Origin of the sequence: Bradyrhizobium brasilense, from assembly GCF_029714345.1 — a bacterium.
GTDB lineage: Bacteria > Pseudomonadota > Alphaproteobacteria > Rhizobiales > Xanthobacteraceae > Bradyrhizobium > Bradyrhizobium australafricanum.
The window spans coordinates 6,917,657-6,940,744 of sequence record NZ_CP121669.1 but is presented as its reverse complement, the minus strand read 5'-3'; the positions used below and the strand labels follow the sequence as shown (position 1 = coordinate 6,940,744).

Here is a 23,088-nt window from a genome sequence, read left to right as displayed (position 1 = left end):
GCTAGGGAGGATGATCAAAATAACGGAGACCGCCTCATGCTGCATATCGCTTCCGCACGCGAGATACCTGCCTCTCATCCAGAGACGGAGCGCGAGCTCTCGGGCGAGCCGCTGCGCGAGAGCGCGCTGACCGGCATCTTCGAAATATCGAAAATACTTACAGCTCCCTGCCGACTCGAGGTCACGCTGGCCAACGTCGTAGGCCTTCTGCAATCGTTTGTGCAGATGCGACACGGTATCGTCTCACTATTCGACGATGACGGGATGCCGGACATTACCGTGGGCGCTGGCTGGAGCGAGGGCAGCGACGACCGCTTCCGCATGCGCCTGCCACGGAAGGCAATCGACCAGATCGTGGCGACCGATAGGCCTCTTGTCGCCGAGAACGTGGCAGCGGAGCCGGCGTTCAGCGCAGCTGACCTTGAAGCGCTCGGTGCCTCGGATAATATGCCGGTGTCGTTCATCGGAGTTCCGATCCGCATCGATCCGAAAGTCGTGGGTACACTGACGCTCGACCGTGTCCGTGACGAAAGGTCGAGTCTGCGGCTCGATTATGATGCGCGGCTGCTCACCATGATCGCCAACCTGGTGGGACAGACAGTGAGGCTTCATCGCTTGTTCGCCTGCGATCGCGAGCGGCTGATGGCGGAGAAGGACCGTCTGCAAAAGCAATTATTCGAGTTTAGGCAGCCTGTACGAGAGCGTAAGAAGCTACCTGTTCATGGGATCATTGGCGACAGCCCGGCGCTGCGTGGGTTGCTCGAAAAGATCGCGGTCGTGGCCAAATCCAACAGCACGGTTCTGCTGCGCGGCGAATCCGGTACCGGAAAGGAACTTGTAGCCAAGGCTATTCACGAATCATCGTCCCGCGCCAAGCGGCCCTTCGTTAAGCTGAATTGCGCGGCACTGCCTGAGACAGTGCTGGAGTCCGAATTGTTCGGTCATGAGAAAGGTGCCTTTACTGGCGCCTTCAGCTCGCGCAAGGGGCGCTTCGAGCTTGCTGACAAAGGTACACTATTCCTTGATGAGATCGGCGAGATTTCGGCCCCGTTCCAGGCGAAGTTACTGCGAGTCCTGCAGGAGCAGGAGTTCGAGCGGGTCGGTAGCAACCAGACCATAAAGGTCGATGTTCGAGTCATAGCCGCAACCAACAAGAACCTTGAAGAGGCTGTGGCAAGGAGCGAGTTTCGCGCAGACCTTTACTATCGCATCAGCGTTGTTCCCTTGCTGCTGCCGCCGCTGCGCGAAAGACGCAGCGATATTCCGCTGCTTGCCGGTGAGTTCCTGAGGAATTTCAATAGCGTGAACGGCCGTTCGCTGACCTTGGAAGCGAGCGCGATCGATGTGCTGATGAACTGCGGCTTTCCGGGCAATGTCCGCGAGCTCGAAAACTGCATCGAGCGCACAGCGACCCTGTCGGCCGGGCCATCGATCGTGAGAAACGATTTTGCATGTTGCCACGGCCAGTGCCTTTCCGCGATGCTGTGGAAAAGTACGTCCGAGGAGGCGACAGTCCAATCGGCGCCGGCCCTCCCAGTGCCCGCCAAGCCGATCACTTTGCCGTCTGAAGCGACCGCGCCGGCCCCACTTGTCGGCAGCGAACTGGCCTCACTGGCACCCCCTGGCACAGTCCTCGTAAGTGGCGCGAAGATGGCCGATCGCGAGCGGGTTATTGCAGCCATGGAAAAATCTGGTTGGGTACAGGCAAAAGCTGCACGCTTGCTCGGACTAACGCCGCGCCAGATTGGCTACGCGCTGAGGAAGTACGGAATCGAGATCAAGCGGTTCTGAACGCGCGGACCATGAGTGGACAATGGGTTTTTGCGGGCGCATCCAATGCCACCAAAATCTGAAAAAGAGGCGGCCCGCCTCGGCGGCAGGTTGACCACGCATGCGAGTAGCCGCCACGTCTGCCGCCGTGGCAAGGCGACTTCGCTTGGAGCGCAGCGAGAACTGGACTGAGCGGCGCGGTGGTGAACCCGCCGGCACGCTATGGGTTGATACCATTGTGCCGCCCCTGACGGACGCCGTCCGTCGCCGACCAGCGGCAGCCAACAGCTCCGATATCGATCAAGTTCGCTGCTCTTCCCGTCAGTTCGGCGCTGGATCATGACGCCTAAGCCACATTCTCTTTCCCAGAAGACCAATTGAATGGACAAACTAGGGTGGATGACTGGAGGAGCGACATAAGGTGGGCGACGCAAAAGGCGGTGCGCATGGGACGGCCGCCGACGGACTTGGCCGCCGAAGTGGACCTGCGGATCCTGACCGCGGCATGCGAGTTGTTCCTGGCTCGTGAACTCGACGGCGTCAGCGTCAGGAGATCGCGTGCCGTGCTAGCAAGGCAACGGTCTATACCCGTTTCCCGACCAAAGAGGCGCTGTTGCCGCGATCACCCTGCGCAACTTGGCAATAGTGCAGAAAGGATAGCAAAGGCGGCGCCTTCGAGCGAAATGCTCGAAGAGCGACTGACGGTTCTCGAGACCGAGATACTCAAACATATCCTAGTCTCCGACTTCATATATAGCAGTCACCGAAGCGCGCCGCTTTCCCGATCTGGCGAAAGTCGGCGCATGATGCGCAAATGCGGCACGCATCACGTGGCCGGGGTCCTGAAGGACGTTAGGCTCGAAGCACGGTGTGGCCCTCTGCCATCTTCACCTCGGAGCGCGTGACCAAGACGCCCCAGTTCTTGCTCGAACTCGTAATCGCGCCACTGTTATGCGGGCTGTGTTCGGCGAAGATCCAAAGGCACTGGGGAGCGCACATCCGCACGCGCGTGGCGGAGAGCGTGCCGCTTTTCCCGGCGGCCTGCCGCAACGACCCCACTCCATAGCAAGTCGCGCGGCTTCGCCTTTCGTACGTAGGGGCGGCGCTCCTCACCATGAGGGAGATGTCAATGGCGGAGTTGGCGAGCTCGAAGATCAGATTGTCGCTCGATCCGTCAACCAGAAGCGTGTCGACATCGGGGACGCGGTGCCGGTGATCGAGGAGAGTAGCCCTGAGATTACCGGCTGAAAGCGAGGCGTGTACAAGCCAATCGACCGCTCTGGCCGCGCGAGTGGGCCCTGAGACGAGATCGCGTCCATGTGCCGCGATCTGACGTCGAGTGCCGGTCAATCCTCGTCGGCGGCGATCGACTCCATCAGCGACACCAACTGACGCTGGACGGTCTGATCCTTGATCTTACTGTAGGCGCGCAGCAACCGCAGGCTGAAGGAGCTGTCCAGGAACAGGAGGCTCTCAACCTCGCGCGCCTTGTTGTCACCGTCGTAGAAGAAGGTGACGGGGACGCCGAGCGTAGTGGCGATCCGCTGAAGACGGGCAGCGCCGACACGGTTGAGGCCCTTCTCGTACTTCTGGACCTGCTGGAAGCTGACGCCGAGCTTATCGCCGAGTTCGGCCTGCGAAATCTTCTGCTCCACACGCCGCAGGCGGATCCGCTTGCCCAACTCAATGTCAGCCTTGCCGGCACTGCGCTGCTGCATCTTCTTTGCTGCTGATCTATTCATTCTGGCGACCCGTCCTTACGATCGAGAGGTCCCATGCCTTCTAGGTCAGGGATCCGTCATTCCGACAGTTACGCTTGGCAGAATATCGACCGAACCACAACTAGCGCGAGTTCAACTGTCATGGATTTTATGAGCATGCTTACCGCCGGCGCAGCTTCATTCCCGTATTTCTACCGGAGCTCCAACATGATTGCGTACCGTGTTCGTCGCAGCAAGGGCGCCCAAATTCTCGATAAATTTGCGGCTCACAAGGTGTTGTTGCGAAAGGCAACGACGATTGCCTCTTCCTCAATCGAGCGGACGGTCTTGCAGCACCATCGGTGCACCGTGCACGACGCCGCCTTTACGCTGCTTGGTGATGGTCTTCTGATTGGGACCGTGCTGGCTAATTCGTTAATTCTTTGAGCTAGCTTTCGATCGCTGTATCGCCGCTCGTGGCGTGCGTGGCCATCCGCTGTCATAGAGTGTTTGGCCCACAGGTCCTCCCGCATGATGGATCAGAGCGGTTGAATCTCTGCGCTCTGGGACCAGACGTCCTTCGCCCTGTTTTCCCTCGCTTCGAGGCATCTGAGAGCCCGTTGGTACTCGAACTCGCACCACGCAAGCTCGAATGGTTCCATCAGTATCTCTATCCACGTCTCGGCAAATGCTGCCATTCCGACGAAAAATAGAATTCGCGACCTCCTGATTCGCTATCAGTTGACGAAGCCGGCGAAGACGAATGAGATGTCGCTGCGGCCAGCCGGACATGCAGCTAAGAGGATCGTGATCAGCGGCTCAATTGAAACCTTGGTAAAAATTGGGCACCTCAAGGGGGCACGTAACGATACGAAAGTTTATGGCGGTCGTTCGCCTGGCTCGCACACTTCATCCAACGGCTGCCCGAGCAGCAAATAGTCCGACGGCTTGGTGGGCTCGTTCAAGATTCGCTAATCGCCTTGCCTACCATATTGAGATTGTCACGACATACCCACTAGCTTGAGGCCTCAAGACGGGGTCGTTAGGAGCTGGGTGAGTATGTCAAGCGCAATGGTAGGGATTGCTTCAAGCTTTGCGGGCCCGCGCTATGGACGTTGAATGAGAACCAGAGCGGCAAATTGACGTTACCTTGCCGATCGTCGGCTCGGCATTGTGATGACCGACCGTGCGGCAGTTGAATAATCCACCGTCTGATCCGCTTGATTTCTTATCTCTCGAAAGCCGAAGTCGTCGTTATTCACAAAACATAAAATAAAGCGGTAATGTCACTGATGCTCCCCGACGATGATGATTTATCAGGACGGGACCGGACAGATGTTGTCTGTGAATAGCAAGCGCGAAGCCAGCTTTGTAGTATCAGAGATGCTTGTAGAAGAAGGTCGCCGAGCGATATGTACCGTCAGGCGCGAGCACACACCCGGGGATGATGCCCACCCGCTGCCATCCCTCGCTGGCGTAAAGACGCTCGGCAGCAGAACCTGAGGTAGTGCTAAGCGTCAACAACGTCTTTCCCTCTCCTCGTGCTAGCTCGCTGACAGCCCAGAGCATCCGGCGCCCGATGCCGCGACGGCGTGCACTTCTTTCAACCAGGACTTTGACGACTCGAGCGGTATGCAATTGGTTCTCGGACGCGGCAGGTATCATCTGGGTTGTGCCAACAATCTGACCTGCGCCATCTTCCGCAGCTAGTAACACGCATCCATTGCAAATAACTGCGTCCGCGACGCTACGCCAGTACACCAGCGCACGTCGTCGAGTTAGCGGTGGCAGAAAGCTGACCGAGTCGCCGTGGGTGACGCAGTCAATGAGGATGTCGGCGAGACGCTCCAAACGCTTATTCACTTCGTCGGCGCCGATGCGCCGTACCCGAATATTGTCCGTCATCTGATTTCGGACAAAGCGAGCCGATCGCCCCCGGCTAGCTCGGACGGCGGGTTAATTGCCAACGCCACGGAAATAGGGAATTTCCATCAGAGCGACATGCTCTTGAATGCCATAAGTGGTCACGTGCCGTGTCGCCTAACCCAACCGAAGCTGGCAAATGACTATAGAAGAGTACTCCGCCAAGGCTGCAATGCTTAGCTGCCCGCTCGAAGCGCCCGGACAAGGCACGCTCCGTATTACGAACCGAATTTTGCGCAGAGCTCCGCAGCACGAAACAAATTTAACGCGGAGATGAGATTCTTGTCGCGCGGGAACAGCCTCCGAGCGGACTTGACCCGCGAGTCGTGGTCCAATCCAGATATCGTCTGGCTCTCAAGAATAAGTGCCTCCGAGAATCTGCGAAGAGCAGGGTGATACTGGTCAAGGGCGGCCTCGCTGCGTCTATCGGCACGAGTCATCATTTCAAAGAAACTCTCGTCGTCCTCTGAGGGGGGCTGGGCGGAATCGCACTGCGAGCAGCTGGTTCGCAGCAAACGCGAAGATTGCTCAACAGCGGATGGGTCACAATTGTGCGGGTCCACCCAGCCTCACGTCCAAGATCACCTGAGCAGACATCCTACCAGAGCAAGCTTTCGAAAAGCTGACGAAGCCGCAGCGTAGCTGCTCGCGCTCGGGCGGGGTTGTGTTTCCGGCTTGCGCATTGTCGACGAATGCCGGCGGCGCTTGGCGTTGAGTGAGCTATGGAATCTTGAGCCGATGGGAACGGAGATTCGGCAAGGCGTTCTGCGCTCCCGATCCGCCAGCGCGCTCCGCTCGCGGTCACAAACGGGATCTGGATGAAGTCTTATCCCGGTGGCGGCGAGCGACATCGGCCACGACATGAGCGAATCATGAGGCGGCATTGGCCGCGCTGTCGAAGTATCCTGCACGTGATCAAGTTCAACCCAGGCTATGCCAGTCGTGACCTGACACAGCCTTGCACCGACGAACATGGTCTGTTCGCCGAAATCCAGGCGAGCAATGACCTTTTAGAATTGCGGGTTTCCTAGGTACGGCCGGCGAGCGAACAACACGCTGAAATGGTCGGAGGTGGTCATCAGACGGCAGCTGCACGCATCCATTCAACCTGAACAATCGCTCGTCCCGTAACGACCAACAAGACTGCACGATTGGAGCGGCTATCGCATCGATCAGGGCTCGAGGCCGTGCGCCCGGAGAACCTTATGCATCAGCTCGCCTTTGATCTCGCAGGCGATTTCGTTGAGGATCTGGGCTCCGACCTCCCGCCGGGCATCGACATCATCCGTCAGGCCAGGCTCCGCGAGCCGTTCGTTCAAGCGCGTCGGAAACTCATCTTCCATCGCATCGGCAAGCCGGTCCCGCATTGCGGCATGATCATCGGGGGCGATCCGCCTCACCACCGTCTCCCAAGGCTCCCAGCGCGTTGCCAGAAAATCCGCGAAACCCGCCGCTTCCTGTTCCCGCACCGACGTCTCAGCCCTGGCAACGTCGTCCGCCGTGACGTCAGAAAGGTTCAAGAAGCGCATATCAGGGGCGATGTGGCGCAGTTCCAGCCGATCCCGTAGCTGGGTCTGATAGGCAAGATAGACCTCGATCTCGTCGATATTGGCCTCCGGGTCGGCACGACGGAGCGCGCGGACCGTCTTGCGCGCGATATTGTCAAGCGCCTCCAAACGAAACATGACACGGCCGTGTTGGAGCAGTTTGTCGAGCTGACTGTCATAAAGCCCATCCTTGACATCAGCATTCAGGCGTGCGGTCTGCATACCGTTCCAAGTCAAAGTGATGCGGTCCTCGCAGGACGCAGTCGCTCCATTGGCCAGTTCGAAATACTGCTCGCGCAGCCGCGGCCTCATCGCGGCCTGTAGCAGATTCTCGGCCACCTGGTCGCGGAACGCCTGATGACCATAGTTCACGGTGCCCGCGAGCCTTTCGAGAAAGAGTGCGAAGTCCCGCGCACCCGGCTCTTCGGCGAAGCCCTGCCAAGCGGCCATTGCGCCGGGCTCGTCCGCGAGCCAGTCCGCGACAACCTCGTGCAGGAGTGGCGGCTGATGTTCCACCGGTTGTAGCGGCATCGACAGCAAGACCTGCGGGCCGGCATAATCCGGGCCACGCGTGGCTGACGCCAAATCGGCCAGCACTGGGCCCGGTATCGGATTAGATCGCACGTCGATGCTGGACGCGCTGCCGAGCTGCGTCAGCACGGTCGCGGGCAGGACGGTCAGCTGATTATTGCTGGCGCCGAGCATTTCAAGGCCGACCGGGAGTGTCTCTGGCAGATTGGTCAGCTGATTTTCGCTGACGTCCAGGTATCGAAGTCTGGCCGGAATGCCGGGCAGGCTTGTCAGCTGGTTGTCGCCTGCGTCCAGGTACCGCAGCCTTGCTGGAAGATGCGGCAGGCTGGTCAGCTGATTTTCGCTGACGTCCAGGCGGCGGAGCCTGGCTGGAAGGTCGGGCAGACTGGTCAGCTGGTTATTGCTGGCGGAGAACTCCTCGATCGTTGCCGGAAGGGCGGGCAGATCGGTCAGCTGGTTGCTATCGACAGTCAAGCTGCGGAGCCTGGATGGCAGCTCTGCCGGCAGGCTGGAAAGCTCGTTGGCCATGAGGTGGAGGTGCCGGAGCCTGCTCGGAAGGGCGGGCAGACTGGTCAGCCGGTTGTCAGAGGCGTAGAGGTCCCGGAGTCCACCCGGAAGCCGGGCCGGCAGGCTGCTCAACTGGTTGCCGATGACATTGAGGGTCCGGAGCCTGGGCAAGAGTGAGGCTGGCAAGGCGGTCAGGGACAATGACGACAAATTCAGCTCGTCTCCGACATCACCTTCGTCCCGCCATGCCCTCGTCCGGTTGACCCCCTCTTGCCGATTCTCGTCTTCGCCCTGCCCCTCTTCCGCCGCCCAGGTCGCCAGGACGCGGTCCTGCGACGAGACGAGGTCGGCGGCGGCCGCTCCTGTCGCCCACCGCGTCAGGGCTGACGCCCACTGGGTCAGGCATGAAGGGGACTGCCCGGCGACCCTAGACGTTGGCACGGTGCTTTCGGATTCGGAAGGTATGCCGGCGCGAGGCTGGGCCCGTTCTGTATTCATTGAACTCCATAATGTCTTGTCTCAACCGATTAGGCGGCTCAAGCTCTTTGCGCCACCTGAACAGCTGGCTCACATGAAGGCCGGCCATGCGAGCCACCTCGGAAACAGTTGCTCCGGGCTCGAGCGATGCTGCAACTAGCTTTCCTTCTCATCTCGCGGACCACCGACGCCGCCGCTCCACCGATGTGATCACCTCTGCCCGCGAAATCGTCATAGCGCTTCTCCTAGGATGACCCCTAGGACCTGCAGCGCTTGCCTCCGTCAAACAAGGCGGCCGTCAATAGAGGCGTACGCTAGGAAGCTCAGCTGTCGATAAGCTGACGAGCGTCAGGTTATCCGCCATGTTCAAAGACTAGCACGCGCCAATCGGGAGCAACTTCAAATACGGTCTGAGCAGTGGGCAAGGGGCGGTTGCGGCGGATCGACCCGGGCCCCCAGCACAATTTGTCGACCCAGAGTCGTGGGACTCAAAGCTGGGTGCGAGATTTGCCGACGCCGTTTTGGCATGAAGGAGATCAAGCAGGTCTGCCTCCCGCCGATAGCTGGAATATGGCGAATTCTCGCCGCGACCAGCCTATCCGCCAGTGGAAAGCCATCCACCTTCATTTGAGGAAAGCCTCGGGATATCGATCTTCGGTGCATCACAGTACATGCGCAAGTGGTCACCGCGTCGGCGTTGTCTGCCGTATCCATCGCCTTACTCCTTTCTTGCGCGGTCTTCCGTTGGTCCGGAGTCGCCGTCCATATGCATTCATTATGCTTCCATCTGCGAACGGTATTTCCACTCGATCGTGCCGCAGACTAGAACCGCTCAAACAGTTGCGTGGGCGACGGCATGCTGGAAAGCAGAGCTTCATTCGATTGCTTATGACGGGCTCAGTGGTATCTGGATTGCTTCGCTCAACCCGTGGCCACGAGCGCCCCTGAGGTTCTGCAGCGACACTCGTCAGCTGATCGGCAGGTAGGCCTGCTAACGGCAGAACGCTGCCCCGGAACGGTCCTAGGTACTCCCGCTCGGACAGGCTTTTTGCGGTGGAGAACACGGACGGGCGTCACCCTTGCCGCCCAAACATCTCGAGCCGAACTGATCGAGCAAGGACGCCGCTTCGTGGAAATATCGTGCCTCCTCGATGCCGCCAGCGAGGAGACTCTCCGGCTTTACCAGATCGGTGTTGACGATACCGCGGCCGAAGAAGCCTTTGAGGACGCCATGAGTCAGCTGCGAATGATTACAATGCGCGCCACGACCATCGAGGGAATGCGGGCGACGGCCTCAGCGGTCCTCCATCTCGAATGGGACGGAAACGTCGAGTTCACTGAAGGGGCCATCGAAGGCGGGGCCTTCGGCGTGCTTGTCGCCGGCCTGCTCGACAAGCCGCTTCCGGATCGTCTGCCCGACTGGGCCGCGGCCAGGATCTGAATCAACGAAAATTGGCCCGCCGGCCGTGAACTGGCATCGGCGGTCCGGCCTCGGCATCAACTGCCCGTGAAATGTGAGGCGGTTCACACTCGATCATCGCGAGTTGGCCTAATGCACGAGCGGGTGGCAGCTCGGTGTCGGAGAATCGTGATGCCGTTTTTCAGCAGCCAAAGCTTGGCGTCGGCAGCCGCCGCTTCAGTGCTCAGTATTCTCATCGTGGGAGCGGTTGCCTTTTCGGCTGTTGGTTATGTGGAGTGGTCATCGGGCGTTAATCTGACCCATTTCATGGGCGGGACTGCCGCGGATGCCTCAACGCCAGTTCTACCGCTCAAGGGGCGAACAGGTTGCGAGCAGGGCAATAGGCCGCTGCCGGCGCTTACTCTACCGCTCGAATGACGCCGACCTAAAGCGACCGCGCCCAATCCTCCCAAGCCCCGTAGGGCCTCATCGCTTGGTGGCGACGTGCAACGGCGAATTTGTGGCCGGCTCGGGCGCTCCCGTGGTTGCCCATACTGCAATGCCGATGGCCAGTGCGAGCAGCACGGTCTTTGCAGCAATCTTGTCGCCAGACATCTCGAGACGCCTCTCGCGCGTCAGCGCGTTAAATCTCAAAAATTACGCCGCCGGGCCCGAAATGGTTTGTCCCGGCGGCGCCCTGTCATTCCCAGCGCTAGGGCCCTGAAATTCCCCAACGTCATTTCTTTAACAGGTACGCCGAGGGACGACTGTTGCCTAACTCACACAAGGTCCAAAAGAGGAACCGACGCTCAGGGCCGGCGCGCCAGCTCCTCCGAAACGTGACCGTGCTGTGTCCCCAACGGTCCCGTCCCTGCTTGGCAGGCTTGGCACCGACGGCTTCGGGCGGGCGGCTGATTCCATGGCGTTGCAGGCAACGGTGCAAGGATGACCGCGTCAGATGGGGGATAATCTCACCAGGCGGCCCCAGGCCGAGACCGACCTGGAGGAGCTGGCTCTTCATCGCATCGGATAACACCGCGGCCGCGGATCGCTTGCTCGATCGTATCGGCAATGACTTTCAGATGCTTGCCGAGAATCCGCCGGCGGGCCGCCAGCGGCCCGAGCTGGGGATGAAAATTCGGAGCTTTACTGTCGGCAACCACGTACTGTTCTACGAAGCATTTCAAAACGTGTCGAGATCGTACGGGTGCTGCATGGTGCTCGCGATATCGCGCCGAAGGATCTCGACTGAGGGCTTTGCTTTGTCAGCCATCACACAATCGCATTTACGATTTTACGATGGGATCTGAGTATCTGCGGCGGCCTTGAGTCTTCGGATTGCAGGACTTGCCTCGTTATCGCACGCGCAGCCCCGCTCGCCAGCAAATTACTGAAGCAAGGGCTTAGCATTTAGGAACATTTCAGGTGGCGCAACGTCGATGAGCGTCGTCGTCAGCTTCTCGACAGCTTTCCTACCTAACCAAATGAGTGGGGCTCCCTGGACGACTGCCGATCGCACCAAAAGAAACATCAGCGTGCGCGTTTGCTCATGGTTGCTTGGCGGCGGCCAGTCCGGGGTAAAGGCAAGTTTGTTGCGGGGCCGACGTCGAGAAATAGCCTCTCAGCTGAAACCTCGATCGCTCCCGTTGTTCGGCCTCGCCTGCGTCGCAGATCCAAGCTCAGGTTCAAACGGGCCAAATTTGCGAAAGTGAGAACCTATGGATTTTTCCTTAACCAACTCGGTGGATCAAAAATCGGGCAACGCGGGCGCGCAAGAGAGCTCATCGGCGGCTCCGTCCGCTGATGCGGCGGTCTTCGAGCGGCAGCTGAGCGAGACCGAAAGTTCAGGCGGTCGCGTGCTGACGCAGGCGCCGACCCATCAACTGGGTGTATCGCCATCGGAGGCTCAGCCCCTCATGCCGGCGAGTGGGGACGAACACACCTCAGCGCCGCATGGTCGAGGCGGTGGGCCGGGCCCTTCGGCACAGCCGGGTCAGTCAACCGGGGTTTTGGTAGGTCGCAGCAACCGCCCCGTCTATTCCGACGATGCACCCCTCATTTCAAGCCTTGGGGTCGCGCTCATTAAGGGAGGGGCTGCGAAGCGCACGGCCGAGAATAATGTAAGTAATCTTCTCACCCTCGACCGCTGGCTCTTTGAAAACAACAGGGGGTCTATTGCCGCTCGGCTTGATAACCAATCGCTGATCGGCGATGTCCAGGAGTTCATAAGAAACGGCGGGACCAAGAAGGTTCATACGGCATTAGATCATCTGCGGACCTCCGAGTCCGCGGGCGGAATCGTGCCGATCGCAGGCCTCGTCGAGTTGAATCCCTATCCTCGAGATGCAGCTCTCATCAAAGAGTACAAAGACGAAGCGGCGACACATACCGCCCAGAACTATGCGACTGCTCTCAGCAGGTTCAGTGACTACCTACGGGAAAAGAACAAACCGGGCATCGCTGCTCGGCTTTCCGACAAGTCGCTGGACAAAGATGTCGACGGCTATAAGAACATGCCCGGTCGCGACCCGAAGATTGGCTCCGCACTGACTCAGCTGCGAAGGTCGCGCGCGGGCGCCCGAGTGGTGGAAGAAGTCGAGCGGCATATCCCACCCGGTCCATCTTCTGAAGACGCGGCCCTGATCGAGCCGGCGCGCGGCGGGAGCGCCACCGCGCAGCACAGCGTGTCGGAAGGAGCTGTCAGCTGGCCAAAGGTCCTCCGTGCGGAAGGTCGCGATGACGATGTGCCTTTCGCGATGATGGACGACGCAGGCCCGTCGTCGCCTCTCGAGGCAACCGCACAAGTGGATGCATCGCCAAGGGAGACGCCGCCCATTATGCAGGGAGGTGCAGACGAATGCACCTCAGCGTCGCATGCCGAAGGTGGTGGGTCGACGCTGAACGCGTCCGTGTTGCAGCCGGATCAGTCGACAGAGGTGTACGTCGGTGACAGCACGCGCCCTCTTTATTCCGATGACGCATCTCTCATCCTTGGGCTTGAGGAGGCCACCGATGGGTCCAATGGAGAGCATCTGCTCAACTTGGCTCGTTGGCTCTTTGCGAACAACAGGCCGAGCATTGCTGCTCGGCTTCACGAGGAGTCGCTAACTCAGGATGTCGAGGAATTCGAGAGGACCGGAGGTCCCTCGTCCCTCGTTACGGCAGTAGCTCATCTCCGGGCCGCCGCCCGGCCGGCATACGTAGCGCCGCCGATCATAAGACGCGCCGTCCTGAAGCCTTATCGCGACGACGCTGCGTTGATCAAATCGTACAAGACAGCGCCTGCGGAGGGGATCACACAAGATAGCGTCGAGAGCTATGCGACTCTTCTTACCGATTTGGGTGACTATATGCGCAAAAACGGAAAGCCGGGCATTGCCGCTCGGCTTTCCGACAGATCGCTGCATGAACTGGATAAGGATGTCGAGGGCTATAAGAGCTCCGGTGGTAAACGGAAGATCCGTACTGCATTGGCTCATTTCCTTAAATCGCCAGCGGCCGCCCGAGCGATGGCGCTCGATCGCCAGATTTCACCCGTTCCTGATCCCGAAGACGCGATGCTGATGGAGCCGAGACAGGTTGGGGACGCGACCGCGCGACGCGGCGCAGCGCAGGCAGCTCTCAGCCGGGCCGAGGTCCTACCTGCGGAGGTGCACAATCAGAATTTCGCTTCGGAGATGATCGACGAGGCCGGCCTCTCATCTACGCTCAAGCCAACTGGGCAAGTCGGCGCATCGCCACGAGAGGCTCAGCCCATCGTGCAGGTGAGGCATGAATACACCCCGTCGTCGCAGGAGGGAGGCACAGCCGGCGCGCCGGCACTGCAGCCGGGCCAGTCACCTTGGGCTTTTGTTGGTCTCATCGGGGACCCTCTTTATTCACGGGATGCGTCCCTTATCGAGCAGCTAAAGCCGGCGCTCATCAAGCGCATGTTCAAGGCGCGCACTATCACGGACAATGTCAACGCGCTTCTCAGGTTGGGGCGATGGCTCCTTAAAAACAACAAGCCGGAAATTGCTGCCCGGCTCAACCACGAGTCGCTGGATGAAGATGTCAAGGCGTTCGACAAGACACCGAACAGGTCCGTTCTTACAGCATTAGGTCATCTGCGGGCCTCCCAGTCGGAAGGCGGAGGTGCGCCGATTGCAAGCCGCGCTGACCTGCATCCCTATCCCGACGACGCGGCCATCATCAAAGAGTACAAAGAGACCATCGACGTCAAAGACCGCAAAACCGTATACAAATATACAACCGCTCTTAGCAGTTTCAGTGATTACCTGCGAAGAAACAACAAGGCGGGTATTGCTACTCGGCTTTTCAACGAGGCGCTTGATAGAGATGTCAAGGTCTATCGGAAAGAGCGCGGCAGTCACCCGAATATCGCCGGCGCACTGGCTCGCCTGCGAAGCTCGCCTCCCGGCACCCGAGCGAAAGAGGTTCGCGGAAGCGATTTCCAGCCCAGTGAGGGGAGCCTCGTCAACGATGAGTGTGACGCAGCGGGGTCGAGACCGGCGAAGAGGCAGAGGAGCCTGGACGATCCGCAAGGCGTCGCCGCTGAGCGGCGGCCGAGCGAGAAAGATAATTCAGACGTTCGCCTGCTGCAGGCCTCCACACAAGAAGCGGAAGCGGGGGCATCACTGAGGGAGGCCCGACCCTTGATGCAGACGAGTGGGCACGAAGGCACTGCAGCGTCGTATGATGGAGGCGGCGTGGCAATGCCGGGCGCCTCCGCGCTGCAGCAAGGTCAGACAATTGGAGTTTTGGCAGATCGCAGCGACCGCCCTCTGCCTTCCGAAGATGCGCCTCTTACTTCGGAGCTTGAGGGCGCATTTATCGAGGAAAGGGCAGTTGAGAGCGCCCCCAAATACAGGGCGGCTTCTCGTCGCAGATCCCGCGCTGACCTGGGGACCAGTTTCAAGGTGCCGGCCGAAATCGTGCCGATCCCAGGCCGCGCGGAGGGCGGCGGCGCCGCCGCGCAGTACAGCGCGTCGGTGGGAGCTTTTAGTTGGCCAGAGGAACTGCCTTCGGGCGGCGCTAGTCCGGATCTGCCGCAGGGAGTTTTAAGCTGGCCAGAGGCTCTCGCCGCGGAGGATGAAGATCAGTTGTCTCTCGAGCCAGCGGCGCGCCATCACCCGGCGCCGGTTCCGGGAGAAGCCTGCTTTTCCTTGAACTGGCGCCATGACCACCAGCAGAACGCGGACGAGGTGTTGGATGCACTTGAACTGAATAACCTCGTGCCAAACGAGCATGTATCCATCACTAACCTGTCTCCTTACCTCGAGGATGAGGCCCTCATCAGGGGGTACAAAGCGCAAGCCGCGAAAATGGGCACTTCAAATACGGCCAACAGTTATGCGAGCTTCCTCATCGATTTTAGTCACTACCTGCGTGAAAACAACAAACCAAGTATTGCTGCTCAGCTTGACGACACCTCGCTGGATGAACTGGACGAAGATGCCAAGCGCTATAGGGAGGAGGCCGGAGGTCACAGAGCCATCGGTGCCGCACTGGCCCATCTTCGGGGCGGAGCGAGTAAACGCATTCCTTCCCCCCTTCATTCCGAGGATGCGTCCCTTGTTTCGGGGCTTGAGCAGGCACTCATCAACGCGGGATACGAGGAGATCACCGCCAAGGTAAACTATGTTCGTCCTCTGCGCAGATTCAGCCGGTGGCTATTTGCAAACAACAAGCCGGGGATCGCTGCTCGGCTCAACGATGAGTCGTTGAATGTAGATGCCGCGGCGTTCGACAAAAGTCCGAGGCAGATCATTTTGACAGCACTCGATCGTGTCCGGGCTTCCCTCTCGCCGGGCGGAATCGCGCCGATCATTGTCCGCGCGAGGGGCATCGAGGATGACGTAGCGCAGCCCAGTGTGCCCCAGAGGTTCAGTTGGCCAGAGGAGCTCGTTGCGGCTGGTGACAATCAGGATCTGCTTTTGGTTGCGGAAAACGGCCCACCATGGTCCGGGCTGATTCCCCTTGAGCAGCAGCAGGATAGCGTCCAAGCTGGTCAGCAGGAACCTGCCGGGTCCACCTCAACCTGGTCGCCGCAGATGCCGCTCGACTTTGACTGGAGCATGTGGCCGACCTCGCAAGCAGCGCCATCCTTACCTGTGCAGGTTCAGTCTCCGTCCACACCGCACGAGCTACGCGATGATGCGCATTATGCGCGGTTACCGAGCAAGCCGTCCGATGCTCAGATCGGGCCCTAGGCCCGCCAGCCTCGTCTCGCGGCCGCAGCGGGCGGATGCTCGGCGACATGGAATGGCTGGGCGACGATTATATCGGGGCGGATTACTTCTGGAGCAGGAGTTGCAGAGAGACAATCCGGATCTGGCAGCCCGAATGGGGTTCGTGGATCCCGCGACAGCTCATGTGCTGCGCAGGACCCTGAACGAGGACGTCCTCCTGGAAAACTTGCAAGGGATCGTCAATGACCGCAATGGTAACGATACCGCCCGCTTCCTTTTTTCTGCCAGTGAACGATGATGAGGGCGATGGGGCGGCCGCCATTGGTCGCTGCTGCTCCTTGATCGCCACGCGCCGGAAGGGCCGGTGGCCTATCACTACGACTCCGCCGAGGGCCGCAATCATACCCATGCAGCAAACCTCGCAGAAGGGCTACGCGCTCGACTGGAGCCAGCCGGCATGGTCTGGCAACAGACCGGTGATGATTGCGGAGTATTTGTGGTGGACGCCACGCGGGCGCTGGTTGGGCGATTAGCGCAAGGAGAGCGGCCAGAGCACGAGCCGATGCACCTCGACGAACTCGTCGCGGACCGGCAGGTACTCCAAGAGCGACTGAGGGCTGATCCAAGCTTGGGCTGATGGTCTTTTTCTGGAGCGGCTCCCGCCAACATCAAAGGCTGTGGGGTCGCCTGAATCAGCAGATCGAGGCTCATGGGGAGCAGTTGAGCAGGTGGCTCCCGTTGGCGCGATCGGGATCTGCATAAGCAACCTCATCGCTCGTTTGGCAGTGCTCCGTCCTTAGGATCTCCTGTGCTGCCTTGAACCGCTCAAGAGCTGCAGGAATGCCGCAATATGCCGTCGCGCGAAGCAGGCCGCCTTGATCTCGTCGACACTGGCGCCGTTCCGGAGCGCGCCCGGACCTGCAGCTTGAATTGCGCAGGAGGTCGCGATGCGGGCCTTGCAAGCTCACGGCTCCGCGCCGTGGTCGGACGGAATGGAATGGCGCTGTCGCAGTTGCGACGGGTGTCGATATTCGTTCGTCCAGAACACCGGGCTGGAGGGGCGATCTACCTATCTAAGCCTCTGTGGCGGCTAACAGATTCCAAAATCGGGCGCTGTGGTACAACACTTGCTGTTCTCTTCGCAGCTACCGCAACCTTTGGAGCAACTCAGTGCACATTGTCGTCTGCATTAAACAGGTTCCGGACTCTGCGCAGATCCGCGTGCACCCCGTGACCAATACGATCATGCGTCAGGGTGTGCCGACGATCATTAACCCATATGACCTCTTCGCGCTCGAGGCCGCTCTCGAACTGCGCGACCGGTTCGGCGGCGAAACAACCGTGCTGACAATGGGGCCGCAATCGGCGGAAGATTCCTTGCGGAAAGCGCTGACCTTTGGCGCCGATCGCGCCGTACTGCTCACCGATCGCTGCTTTGCGGGCTCCGACACCCTGGCCACAACGTATGCACTGGCAACCGCCATCCGAAAAATTGGCAAGGAATATGGCGCGCCAGACCTCATCTTTACCGGCAAGCAGACCATCGACGGCGATACCGCGCAGGTTGGGCCCGGCATCGCAAAACGGCTGGGTGTGCTGCAGCTGACCTACGTCGCCAAAATCAAAACCCTCGACCTTGCTGCCCGTACAATTGAAGCGGAGCGACGCTCCGAAGGTGGTGTCCAGGTGCTGCACACGAGGCTGCCTTGTCTCATTACCATGCTGGAGGGGACCAGCCAGATTCGGCGCGGCGCGATGGCCGATGCCTTGCGTGCTGCGCGTGCACCAATCGTGAAATGGAGCGCACACGATGCCGGCGTCGAGGACGTCTCCAAATGCGGCCTTAAGGGCTCGCCGACCGTCGTCAAGCGAGTCTTCGCTCCTTCTGCGCGGGCTGAGAAAGCGGCGCTGGTTGAGGCCGCCGAGCAACCAGCGCAGGCGTTGATTGATGCTATTTTCAAGCATCAACCGAAGCTCGAAACCGATCTTGCGGCGCTAGCCCGCGATGCTTGACCTGGGAGTATTGGCCACGATAAGCGTTACGGTCCTGAACGCGTCAAGGTTTGGCTCTCATCCGGTCACACCGACATACGCGGAGGCGTGTAGAGCCTGGTGCCGAACGTTCAGCGGAGCTGAAGCGCAATCCTCCCGTCGCCGATCACCTATTTGGGCCGCCGACGACTTGGTGAAAACTGTTGCCACGTGGGTCGGGCATGTCTGCCGTCAAGCTCTGTTGTCAATCAGCTACAATCGATGCTTACTTGTCCGTTACGGACGGCCCATCGCGATGCTTGAGGTGTCGCTTTCGTGCATTGTAACTAACCAGCCAGATCACCCCGACTGCGACCGGCACGCACGCCGCGGTTAGATAAGAGGGTTCTACATGGAGACCGACATCGTGCGCTCCCTTGGCAAGGTAGCCAAACAAACTGACCACGTAATATCCTATCGCCGCGACCGACAATCCCTCCACCGTGCACTGCAGCCGAAGCTGTTGTCCGGTGCGTTCATTGATAGCGTGCAATAGGTCGCGGTTCTGCTGTTCGATTTCAACGTCGACACGGGTTCGCAACAGATCGGCGGCGCGCGCCAACTTGACCGACAGAGTTACCTCACGATCCTTAGTCGTCTCGCAAGTTCGCATCGCAGGCGCCATTCGGCGCGCCAGGAACGACGACCATGTCGGATAGTCCGTGATCTCACTGCCTTCGATGATGGATAGTCGGGATTGGACTAGCTCGTAATAAGCTCTGCTGGCGCCGAAGCGAAACAGGCTTCCGGTCGCGCCTCGCTCGAAAGAGGCGGCCAACGCGGTCAGTTCGGCAAGCAGATGGTTGTTGAGCTTCAATCCCTCCGCGCCTTGCATTTCTTCGAGCACCTCGCCGAGACGTCTATCAATGCGATCGACAAATGGACCAAGCTCAAGAGCGGCCGACAGACCGAGCAGCGCCAACGGACGATAGGTCTCAACTTCAAGTAGCCGCTGCACCAGTGCACCAAGATTGTGCGGCGTCAGCCCGAGGTCGCAGACAAGAATTTTGGTGAAACCGTTTTCGTCGACGCGAAAATCCGAGGCCATAACACTTGCTCCGCCCTTTATGCGGACCATGGCGAGGCTGCTCTTGTCAAAAAGTTGTTCGGCGCGCCTCAATGGGGAGGCGTGTTGCTCAACATCCAGCTTGATTGCGACCAGCAATTGCCCTTCCTGCCGCAAGTCGCGCATCAAGGAGTGAACCGCACTTTGGGAGTCGCCGCTCTGTCGAGCGAACGCGCCATTCGCTATCCAGGTAAAGGTTGCGAATTCGGCATGCTGCTCCCAGCGGAGCACAACGGGCCCGATATCGATTTGGTGATGTTTCGCTGAGAGCTGCGGAGCTGGAAGGTCACGCTCTCGACAAAACGTGACGAAGGCGCGGCGATCGCTTGCGGCCGCATCGCCCTGCGCAAGAAATGCGAAGTGGGTCACCTTAAATGGAGGAACAAGCTGCATAAACGGGCGCGCATGCACTTCATTGAGCACGGCATCGCGTTGCGAATGTAGCTTGAAACTTCGAAGATCCAGTTTATCGGGCACGTCTAAGCACCTCGTGTCAGAATTGGCGCGCATTCATCTGTGTCAGCGCGCGAGTGGCATTGGTTTCGACTCTAAGGGCCTGTTCGCGCGATAGCGTGTGTCGCGGGTTGATCCGAAGCCGCTCAAAGTTGCGAAACCAGCGCCAAACGTGTTGGTTGCCACCGGACGCGCACGAACATCGCTCGACATCGATGTGCTGGCGCACATAACGCGTGATGCGCAGGCCAGAACGAAATCAAGAGCGGCGGGGCCAACGCAAAGAGTTACACGCTTTCGTCTCCACGAGGTTGCTAATCGTCGGCGGCGGCTCTACGCCGGCCGCTGTATCGTCGATTGACGGCAAAGGCGCAAACGTGACTCTCATCTTCGGTGCTCTCTTATCTCACATTTGCGCGCGATGCAGGATATGGGCCAGCACGGAAGTAGCGGAAAGGTTGTGTTTCTCGCGTAATGTGATTGTCGAAACTGCCAGCGGAGGATCTCCGGCAAGGAAATCGCTTGCATTCGGACAGCCATCCTCACAAGGGACTTTGGAACTGTATCGCCATCAGATGGAATCCTAGTCTTATTGCGACCGCGTAGCTTGCGCTCTTTGAGCCCGGCCTTCGTAACAACCGCGACATCAGAAGATGCTGATTTCGGAATGCTGACATGGCTGTCGTACTTGATTGAGCAGCGTCATCAAAGACTGCCGATTGGCGGTTGCGGATCCGCCTTCGGTGCAGAGACATTCCCCTGCGGTGACGACTATCGCATATGGCGGAGCAGAAGCGGGATCCGACACAGGGCGGTCCTGCAGGCCGGTCAACTCCAGCCTAGAGAATTGATGGCGGTGAACGTCGAGCGTTTCATGCGTCCGATTACAAGACGCATTGCCTTGTTCAGCGGCAGCGAAGGCGGCCGAGAACTGAGCGGCCCGACGACGCTCCTGGACATGACAAAATCCATGAGTCGACCTGCAGTCCACTGACCGATGTGCCGGAGCGCATCGTGTCCGAGCAAACCACGAGGCTGCGGCGGCGCAAGCTGCCCGCCTGAAAAGTGCAAGATGGTGCACCATCGGACCGCACAGGTCGCCGGATATGGGTACGGCGTCATAAGGCTGCATCTCGATGACGTCAGCGGCGATGCCGCTTGAAGACCATCATGCGATCGCGTCAGGCTCGCGTCAATCGGCATCCCGCCGCCATAAGCGCTCCCATGCTCACCGGCTATTCTGCCTTGTTACCAGCGCTCGCGTGCGCCGCAACGGCATCAGTAACACCCTCGAGGGTGCGCCCGATCGGTCCGGGCCGACGACGGCGCGACGTTGAGGACGATATCGATCCGAGCACATGGTGCCGGGGTTCTATACCGCGATACAGCTTGGGCTGTCGCGTGGGCACGGATTCCGGACGGCGACAACGTCCATCACAGCCTGCTGCTGCTACCCAACCTGCTGCACATCCGCGATGATGGAACCGTCCGCCGTCCACAAGGCGGTCTCCAGACCTGGACTTTCCAACGTTCACAGCCGACATCCAGCGGTCGCCGAGGCCTGGTGTCAATGTTGGATGGCGATTTGCCGCGTACGCGGATCACCGCACTCTAACGGCTTACTTGTAAAATGTCAGATATGCAGTCATCGCGTCGTGTCTGGTTTCCGACAATGTCGGACATGCGATGCGGCTCCTAGCCGCCTATCGATGCGCTGAGCGAACTCTGGCTCCGCGCATCGACCGAGGCCGCATGACACGTCAGCGGTTAGGATCACGTGCTAGCGAGATGCTGCTTGCACGTCCAAGGCGCCCTCGGGCGATTTCCGCGAAGGCTTCGCAGCTCTCGATGGTTTGGGGGTTCCCCTATAGATGGTGAGCGCCGCGATGATACCGAGAGCAGCTGCAAACATCAGCCAGAATCCGGGTGAGGCCTTGTCATTAGTCCGCTCAATGAGCCAAGTAGCGACGAGTGGCGTAAACGTACCAAACAGGGCCGCCGCGAACGCGAAGGCCAGGGAAAAGCAAGTTGTGCGCACATGCGCAGGCACGATCTCGACGAGGGCGCCCAGCATGGTCCCGCTGTAGGTGCCAAAGTAGAACGAGAACATCATCGCCACCGCAAGCAGCTTGCCGAAACTGGGGGCGCTTACCAACCAACTCAAAGCCGGATAGGCGGTCATCAACGCAAGGCCGGCAATGGTCAGCAGAACTGGCTTGCGGCCGATACGGTCGGAAACGGCGCCGCCAATCGGATTCCAGATGAAGTTGGTCACGGCGACCAGGAGAGTCACCAAGAGCGCATCCTGGCTGGACAGCTTCAAGACGGTCTTGCCGAACGTCGGCGTGTAGACGGTGACGAAATAAAAGGTCGTCGTGGTCAGGATCGCCATCATCATCCCGAGAACGACCGTGCGCCAATGGACTAGCGCCGAGGCAAAGACCTCGCGCGCCGTGGGATGCCTTTTCATCGCCAAAAATTCTGGGGTTTCCTCCAGCGTCCGACGAAGGAAAAAGATAAGAGGAATGATAAGGCAGCCGAGAAAAAAAGGAATCCGCCAGCCCCAGGAGGCGATGGCTTCGAGTGGCATCGATTCATTCAGTAGGTAACCCACGGTCGCTGCGACAAAGATCGCGACCTGCTGGCTGGACGATTGAAAAGAGGTATAGAAACCGCGATTGCCTGGGCTCGCGATCTCCGCCAAATAGACCGAAACGCCGCCAACCTCGACGCCGGCGGAAAAACCCTGCAACAGCCGTCCTGCTAGAACAATGATGGGGGCGGCAATGCCGATTGTCGCATAACTGGGACAGAAGGCGATAATCACGGTGCCGACCGCCATGATCGATAGCGTGATGATCAGGCCTTGGCGACGGCCGATCCTGTCGATATAGGCTCCCAGTACGATCGCCCCCACGGGACGCATTAGGGCACCCAGCCAGAACACGCCAAAGGTGTTGAGCAACGAGGCGGTTTCGTTGTCCGAGGGGAAGAAAGCGTTCCCAATGGCGCTGGCGTAAAAGCCAAATAAGAAAAAGTCGAACTGCTCGAGAAAATTGCCGCTCGTCGCACGGAGAATGGCGTTAATGCGCGATTTGACTGTCGCATGCTGAACGAGTGTTTGTGACACAGCGAGTTTCCTTCCCGTCTGAAATGGCCGGTTGCGGAAAACCTCACGCCAGCCCAATTGCAATCAGGCCGTGATTTTCTCTTAGAGACATTACCGACCACCCGGAAGGCGCCTGATCTTTTCGGCTTATTTTCGGCGACAGCTCCATTGGTGCACAAATTTGAATTCGTTCCTGGAGACGCAAGCGCTGCCAACATCAATCGCCAGAAGCTCGCCTACTCCAGACGAAAGAGGTTCCGCTTCGATCACCTATGAGCCATCTGTTCGAGCAATCTTTGGCGCTTCACTAGCTCTGTGCCCACCGCGGATGGTGTCGGCTGATTCGGTAACGCGTCTTCACTGTTCGGCTTCTAACTGCGCGTA

General features: G+C 59.4%; 15 protein-coding genes and 1 pseudogene. 7 read left to right on the top strand and 9 right to left on the bottom strand.

What is annotated here, in order from left to right:
- The first annotated feature begins 36 nt into the window (after positions 1–36).
- Positions 37–1,791, top strand: coding sequence for a nif-specific transcriptional activator NifA (gene nifA, locus QA635_RS32280; protein WP_425249076.1), 1,755 nt, complete (start codon positions 37–39; stop codon positions 1,789–1,791).
- 1,325 nt (positions 1,792–3,116) lie between these two features.
- On the opposite strand, the gene QA635_RS32275 is transcribed toward nifA, so the two are convergent.
- On the bottom strand, positions 3,117–3,488 hold the full coding sequence (locus QA635_RS32275; protein ID WP_283063678.1) for a helix-turn-helix domain-containing protein: 372 nt from the start codon (positions 3,486–3,488) through the stop codon (positions 3,117–3,119).
- 144 nt (positions 3,489–3,632) lie between these two features.
- Between QA635_RS32275 and QA635_RS32270 the strand changes: the two genes are divergently transcribed.
- Complete coding sequence (locus QA635_RS32270) at positions 3,633–3,917, top strand: hypothetical protein (protein ID WP_283063677.1); 285 nt, start codon at positions 3,633–3,635, stop codon at positions 3,915–3,917.
- 930 nt (positions 3,918–4,847) lie between these two features.
- On the opposite strand, the gene QA635_RS32265 is transcribed toward QA635_RS32270, so the two are convergent.
- The 3 genes from QA635_RS32265 to QA635_RS41840 all read right to left on the bottom strand — a co-directional run bounded on the left by QA635_RS32265 (position 4,848) and on the right by QA635_RS41840 (position 8,573).
- Positions 4,848–5,375, bottom strand: a complete 528-nt coding sequence (locus QA635_RS32265; RefSeq protein WP_283063676.1) for a GNAT family N-acetyltransferase — start codon at positions 5,373–5,375, stop codon at positions 4,848–4,850.
- Between the two features lie 1,190 nt (positions 5,376–6,565).
- Positions 6,566–8,476, bottom strand: coding sequence for an NEL-type E3 ubiquitin ligase domain-containing protein (locus QA635_RS32260; RefSeq protein ID WP_283063675.1), 1,911 nt, complete (start codon positions 8,474–8,476; stop codon positions 6,566–6,568).
- Entirely contained in the window at positions 8,406–8,573 is a 168-nt protein-coding gene (locus QA635_RS41840) for a hypothetical protein (protein WP_425249075.1), read from the bottom strand. Before QA635_RS41840 ends, QA635_RS32260 begins: the two co-directional genes overlap by 71 nt.
- A gap of 930 nt (positions 8,574–9,503) precedes the next feature.
- Here QA635_RS41840 and QA635_RS32255 point away from each other — a divergent pair.
- Together QA635_RS32255 and QA635_RS32250 are read left to right on the top strand one after the other, a co-directional pair.
- A complete protein-coding gene (locus tag QA635_RS32255; RefSeq protein ID WP_283063674.1) occupies positions 9,504–9,896 on the top strand; it encodes a hypothetical protein in 393 nt (130 codons plus the stop codon).
- A 150-nt stretch (positions 9,897–10,046) separates the two neighbouring features.
- Positions 10,047–10,292: a hypothetical protein gene (locus QA635_RS32250; RefSeq protein ID WP_283063672.1), complete on the top strand. Its 246-nt coding sequence runs from the start codon at positions 10,047–10,049 to the stop codon at positions 10,290–10,292.
- A 48-nt stretch (positions 10,293–10,340) separates the two neighbouring features.
- Here the strand turns inward: QA635_RS32250 and QA635_RS32245 are convergent, their stop codons facing one another.
- A complete protein-coding gene (locus tag QA635_RS32245; RefSeq protein WP_283063670.1) occupies positions 10,341–10,469 on the bottom strand; it encodes a hypothetical protein in 129 nt (42 codons plus the stop codon).
- A gap of 256 nt (positions 10,470–10,725) precedes the next feature.
- Positions 10,726–10,821: pseudogene (locus tag QA635_RS32240) on the bottom strand (IS481 family transposase); the annotation flags it as partial.
- An 85-nt stretch (positions 10,822–10,906) separates the two neighbouring features.
- Between QA635_RS32240 and QA635_RS32235 the strand changes: the two are divergent.
- Together QA635_RS32235 and QA635_RS32230 are read left to right on the top strand one after the other, a co-directional pair.
- Positions 10,907–11,164, top strand: a complete 258-nt coding sequence (locus QA635_RS32235; protein ID WP_283063668.1) for a type II toxin-antitoxin system RelE/ParE family toxin — start codon at positions 10,907–10,909, stop codon at positions 11,162–11,164.
- A gap of 408 nt (positions 11,165–11,572) precedes the next feature.
- Positions 11,573–16,066 (top strand): hypothetical protein, encoded by a 4,494-nt coding sequence (locus tag QA635_RS32230; RefSeq protein WP_283063667.1) that lies wholly within the window; start codon positions 11,573–11,575, stop codon positions 16,064–16,066.
- Between the two features lie 82 nt (positions 16,067–16,148).
- On the opposite strand, the gene QA635_RS32225 is transcribed toward QA635_RS32230, so the two are convergent.
- Positions 16,149–16,454: a hypothetical protein gene (locus tag QA635_RS32225; RefSeq protein ID WP_283063665.1), complete on the bottom strand. Its 306-nt coding sequence runs from the start codon at positions 16,452–16,454 to the stop codon at positions 16,149–16,151.
- A gap of 761 nt (positions 16,455–17,215) precedes the next feature.
- Here QA635_RS32225 and QA635_RS32215 point away from each other — a divergent pair.
- On the top strand, positions 17,216–18,058 hold the full coding sequence (locus QA635_RS32215; RefSeq protein ID WP_283063663.1) for an electron transfer flavoprotein subunit beta/FixA family protein: 843 nt from the start codon (positions 17,216–17,218) through the stop codon (positions 18,056–18,058).
- Positions 18,059–18,302: 244 nt separating this feature from the next.
- Here QA635_RS32215 and QA635_RS32210 read toward each other — a convergent pair whose 3' ends face one another.
- Positions 18,303–19,619: a DUF3422 domain-containing protein gene (locus QA635_RS32210; RefSeq protein ID WP_283063661.1), complete on the bottom strand. Its 1,317-nt coding sequence runs from the start codon at positions 19,617–19,619 to the stop codon at positions 18,303–18,305.
- A 1,756-nt stretch (positions 19,620–21,375) separates the two neighbouring features.
- On the bottom strand, positions 21,376–22,725 hold the full coding sequence (gene tcuC, locus QA635_RS32205) for an MFS transporter (protein WP_283063660.1): 1,350 nt from the start codon (positions 22,723–22,725) through the stop codon (positions 21,376–21,378).
- Positions 22,726–23,088 lie beyond the last annotated feature (363 nt).

What these genes read in the sequence shown, in the direction of transcription:
- QA635_RS32250 (WP_283063672.1), top strand. Translation starts at nt 10,047, where the DNA reads ATGCCGTTTTTCAGCAGCCAAAGCTTGGCGTCGGCAGCCGCCGCTTCA.
- nifA (WP_425249076.1), top strand. Translation starts at nt 37, where the DNA reads ATGCTGCATATCGCTTCCGCACGCGAGATACCTGCCTCTCATCCAGAG.
- QA635_RS32245 (WP_283063670.1), bottom strand. Translation starts at nt 10,469, where the DNA reads ATGTCTGGCGACAAGATTGCTGCAAAGACCGTGCTGCTCGCACTGGCC.
- QA635_RS32225 (WP_283063665.1), bottom strand. Translation starts at nt 16,454, where the DNA reads ATGGGTATGATTGCGGCCCTCGGCGGAGTCGTAGTGATAGGCCACCGG.
- QA635_RS32275 (WP_283063678.1), bottom strand. Translation starts at nt 3,488, where the DNA reads ATGCAGCAGCGCAGTGCCGGCAAGGCTGACATTGAGTTGGGCAAGCGG.
- QA635_RS32230 (WP_283063667.1), top strand. Translation starts at nt 11,573, where the DNA reads ATGGATTTTTCCTTAACCAACTCGGTGGATCAAAAATCGGGCAACGCG.
- QA635_RS32270 (WP_283063677.1), top strand. Translation starts at nt 3,633, where the DNA reads ATGGATTTTATGAGCATGCTTACCGCCGGCGCAGCTTCATTCCCGTAT.
- QA635_RS32260 (WP_283063675.1), bottom strand. Translation starts at nt 8,476, where the DNA reads ATGAATACAGAACGGGCCCAGCCTCGCGCCGGCATACCTTCCGAATCC.
- QA635_RS32265 (WP_283063676.1), bottom strand. Translation starts at nt 5,375, where the DNA reads ATGACGGACAATATTCGGGTACGGCGCATCGGCGCCGACGAAGTGAAT.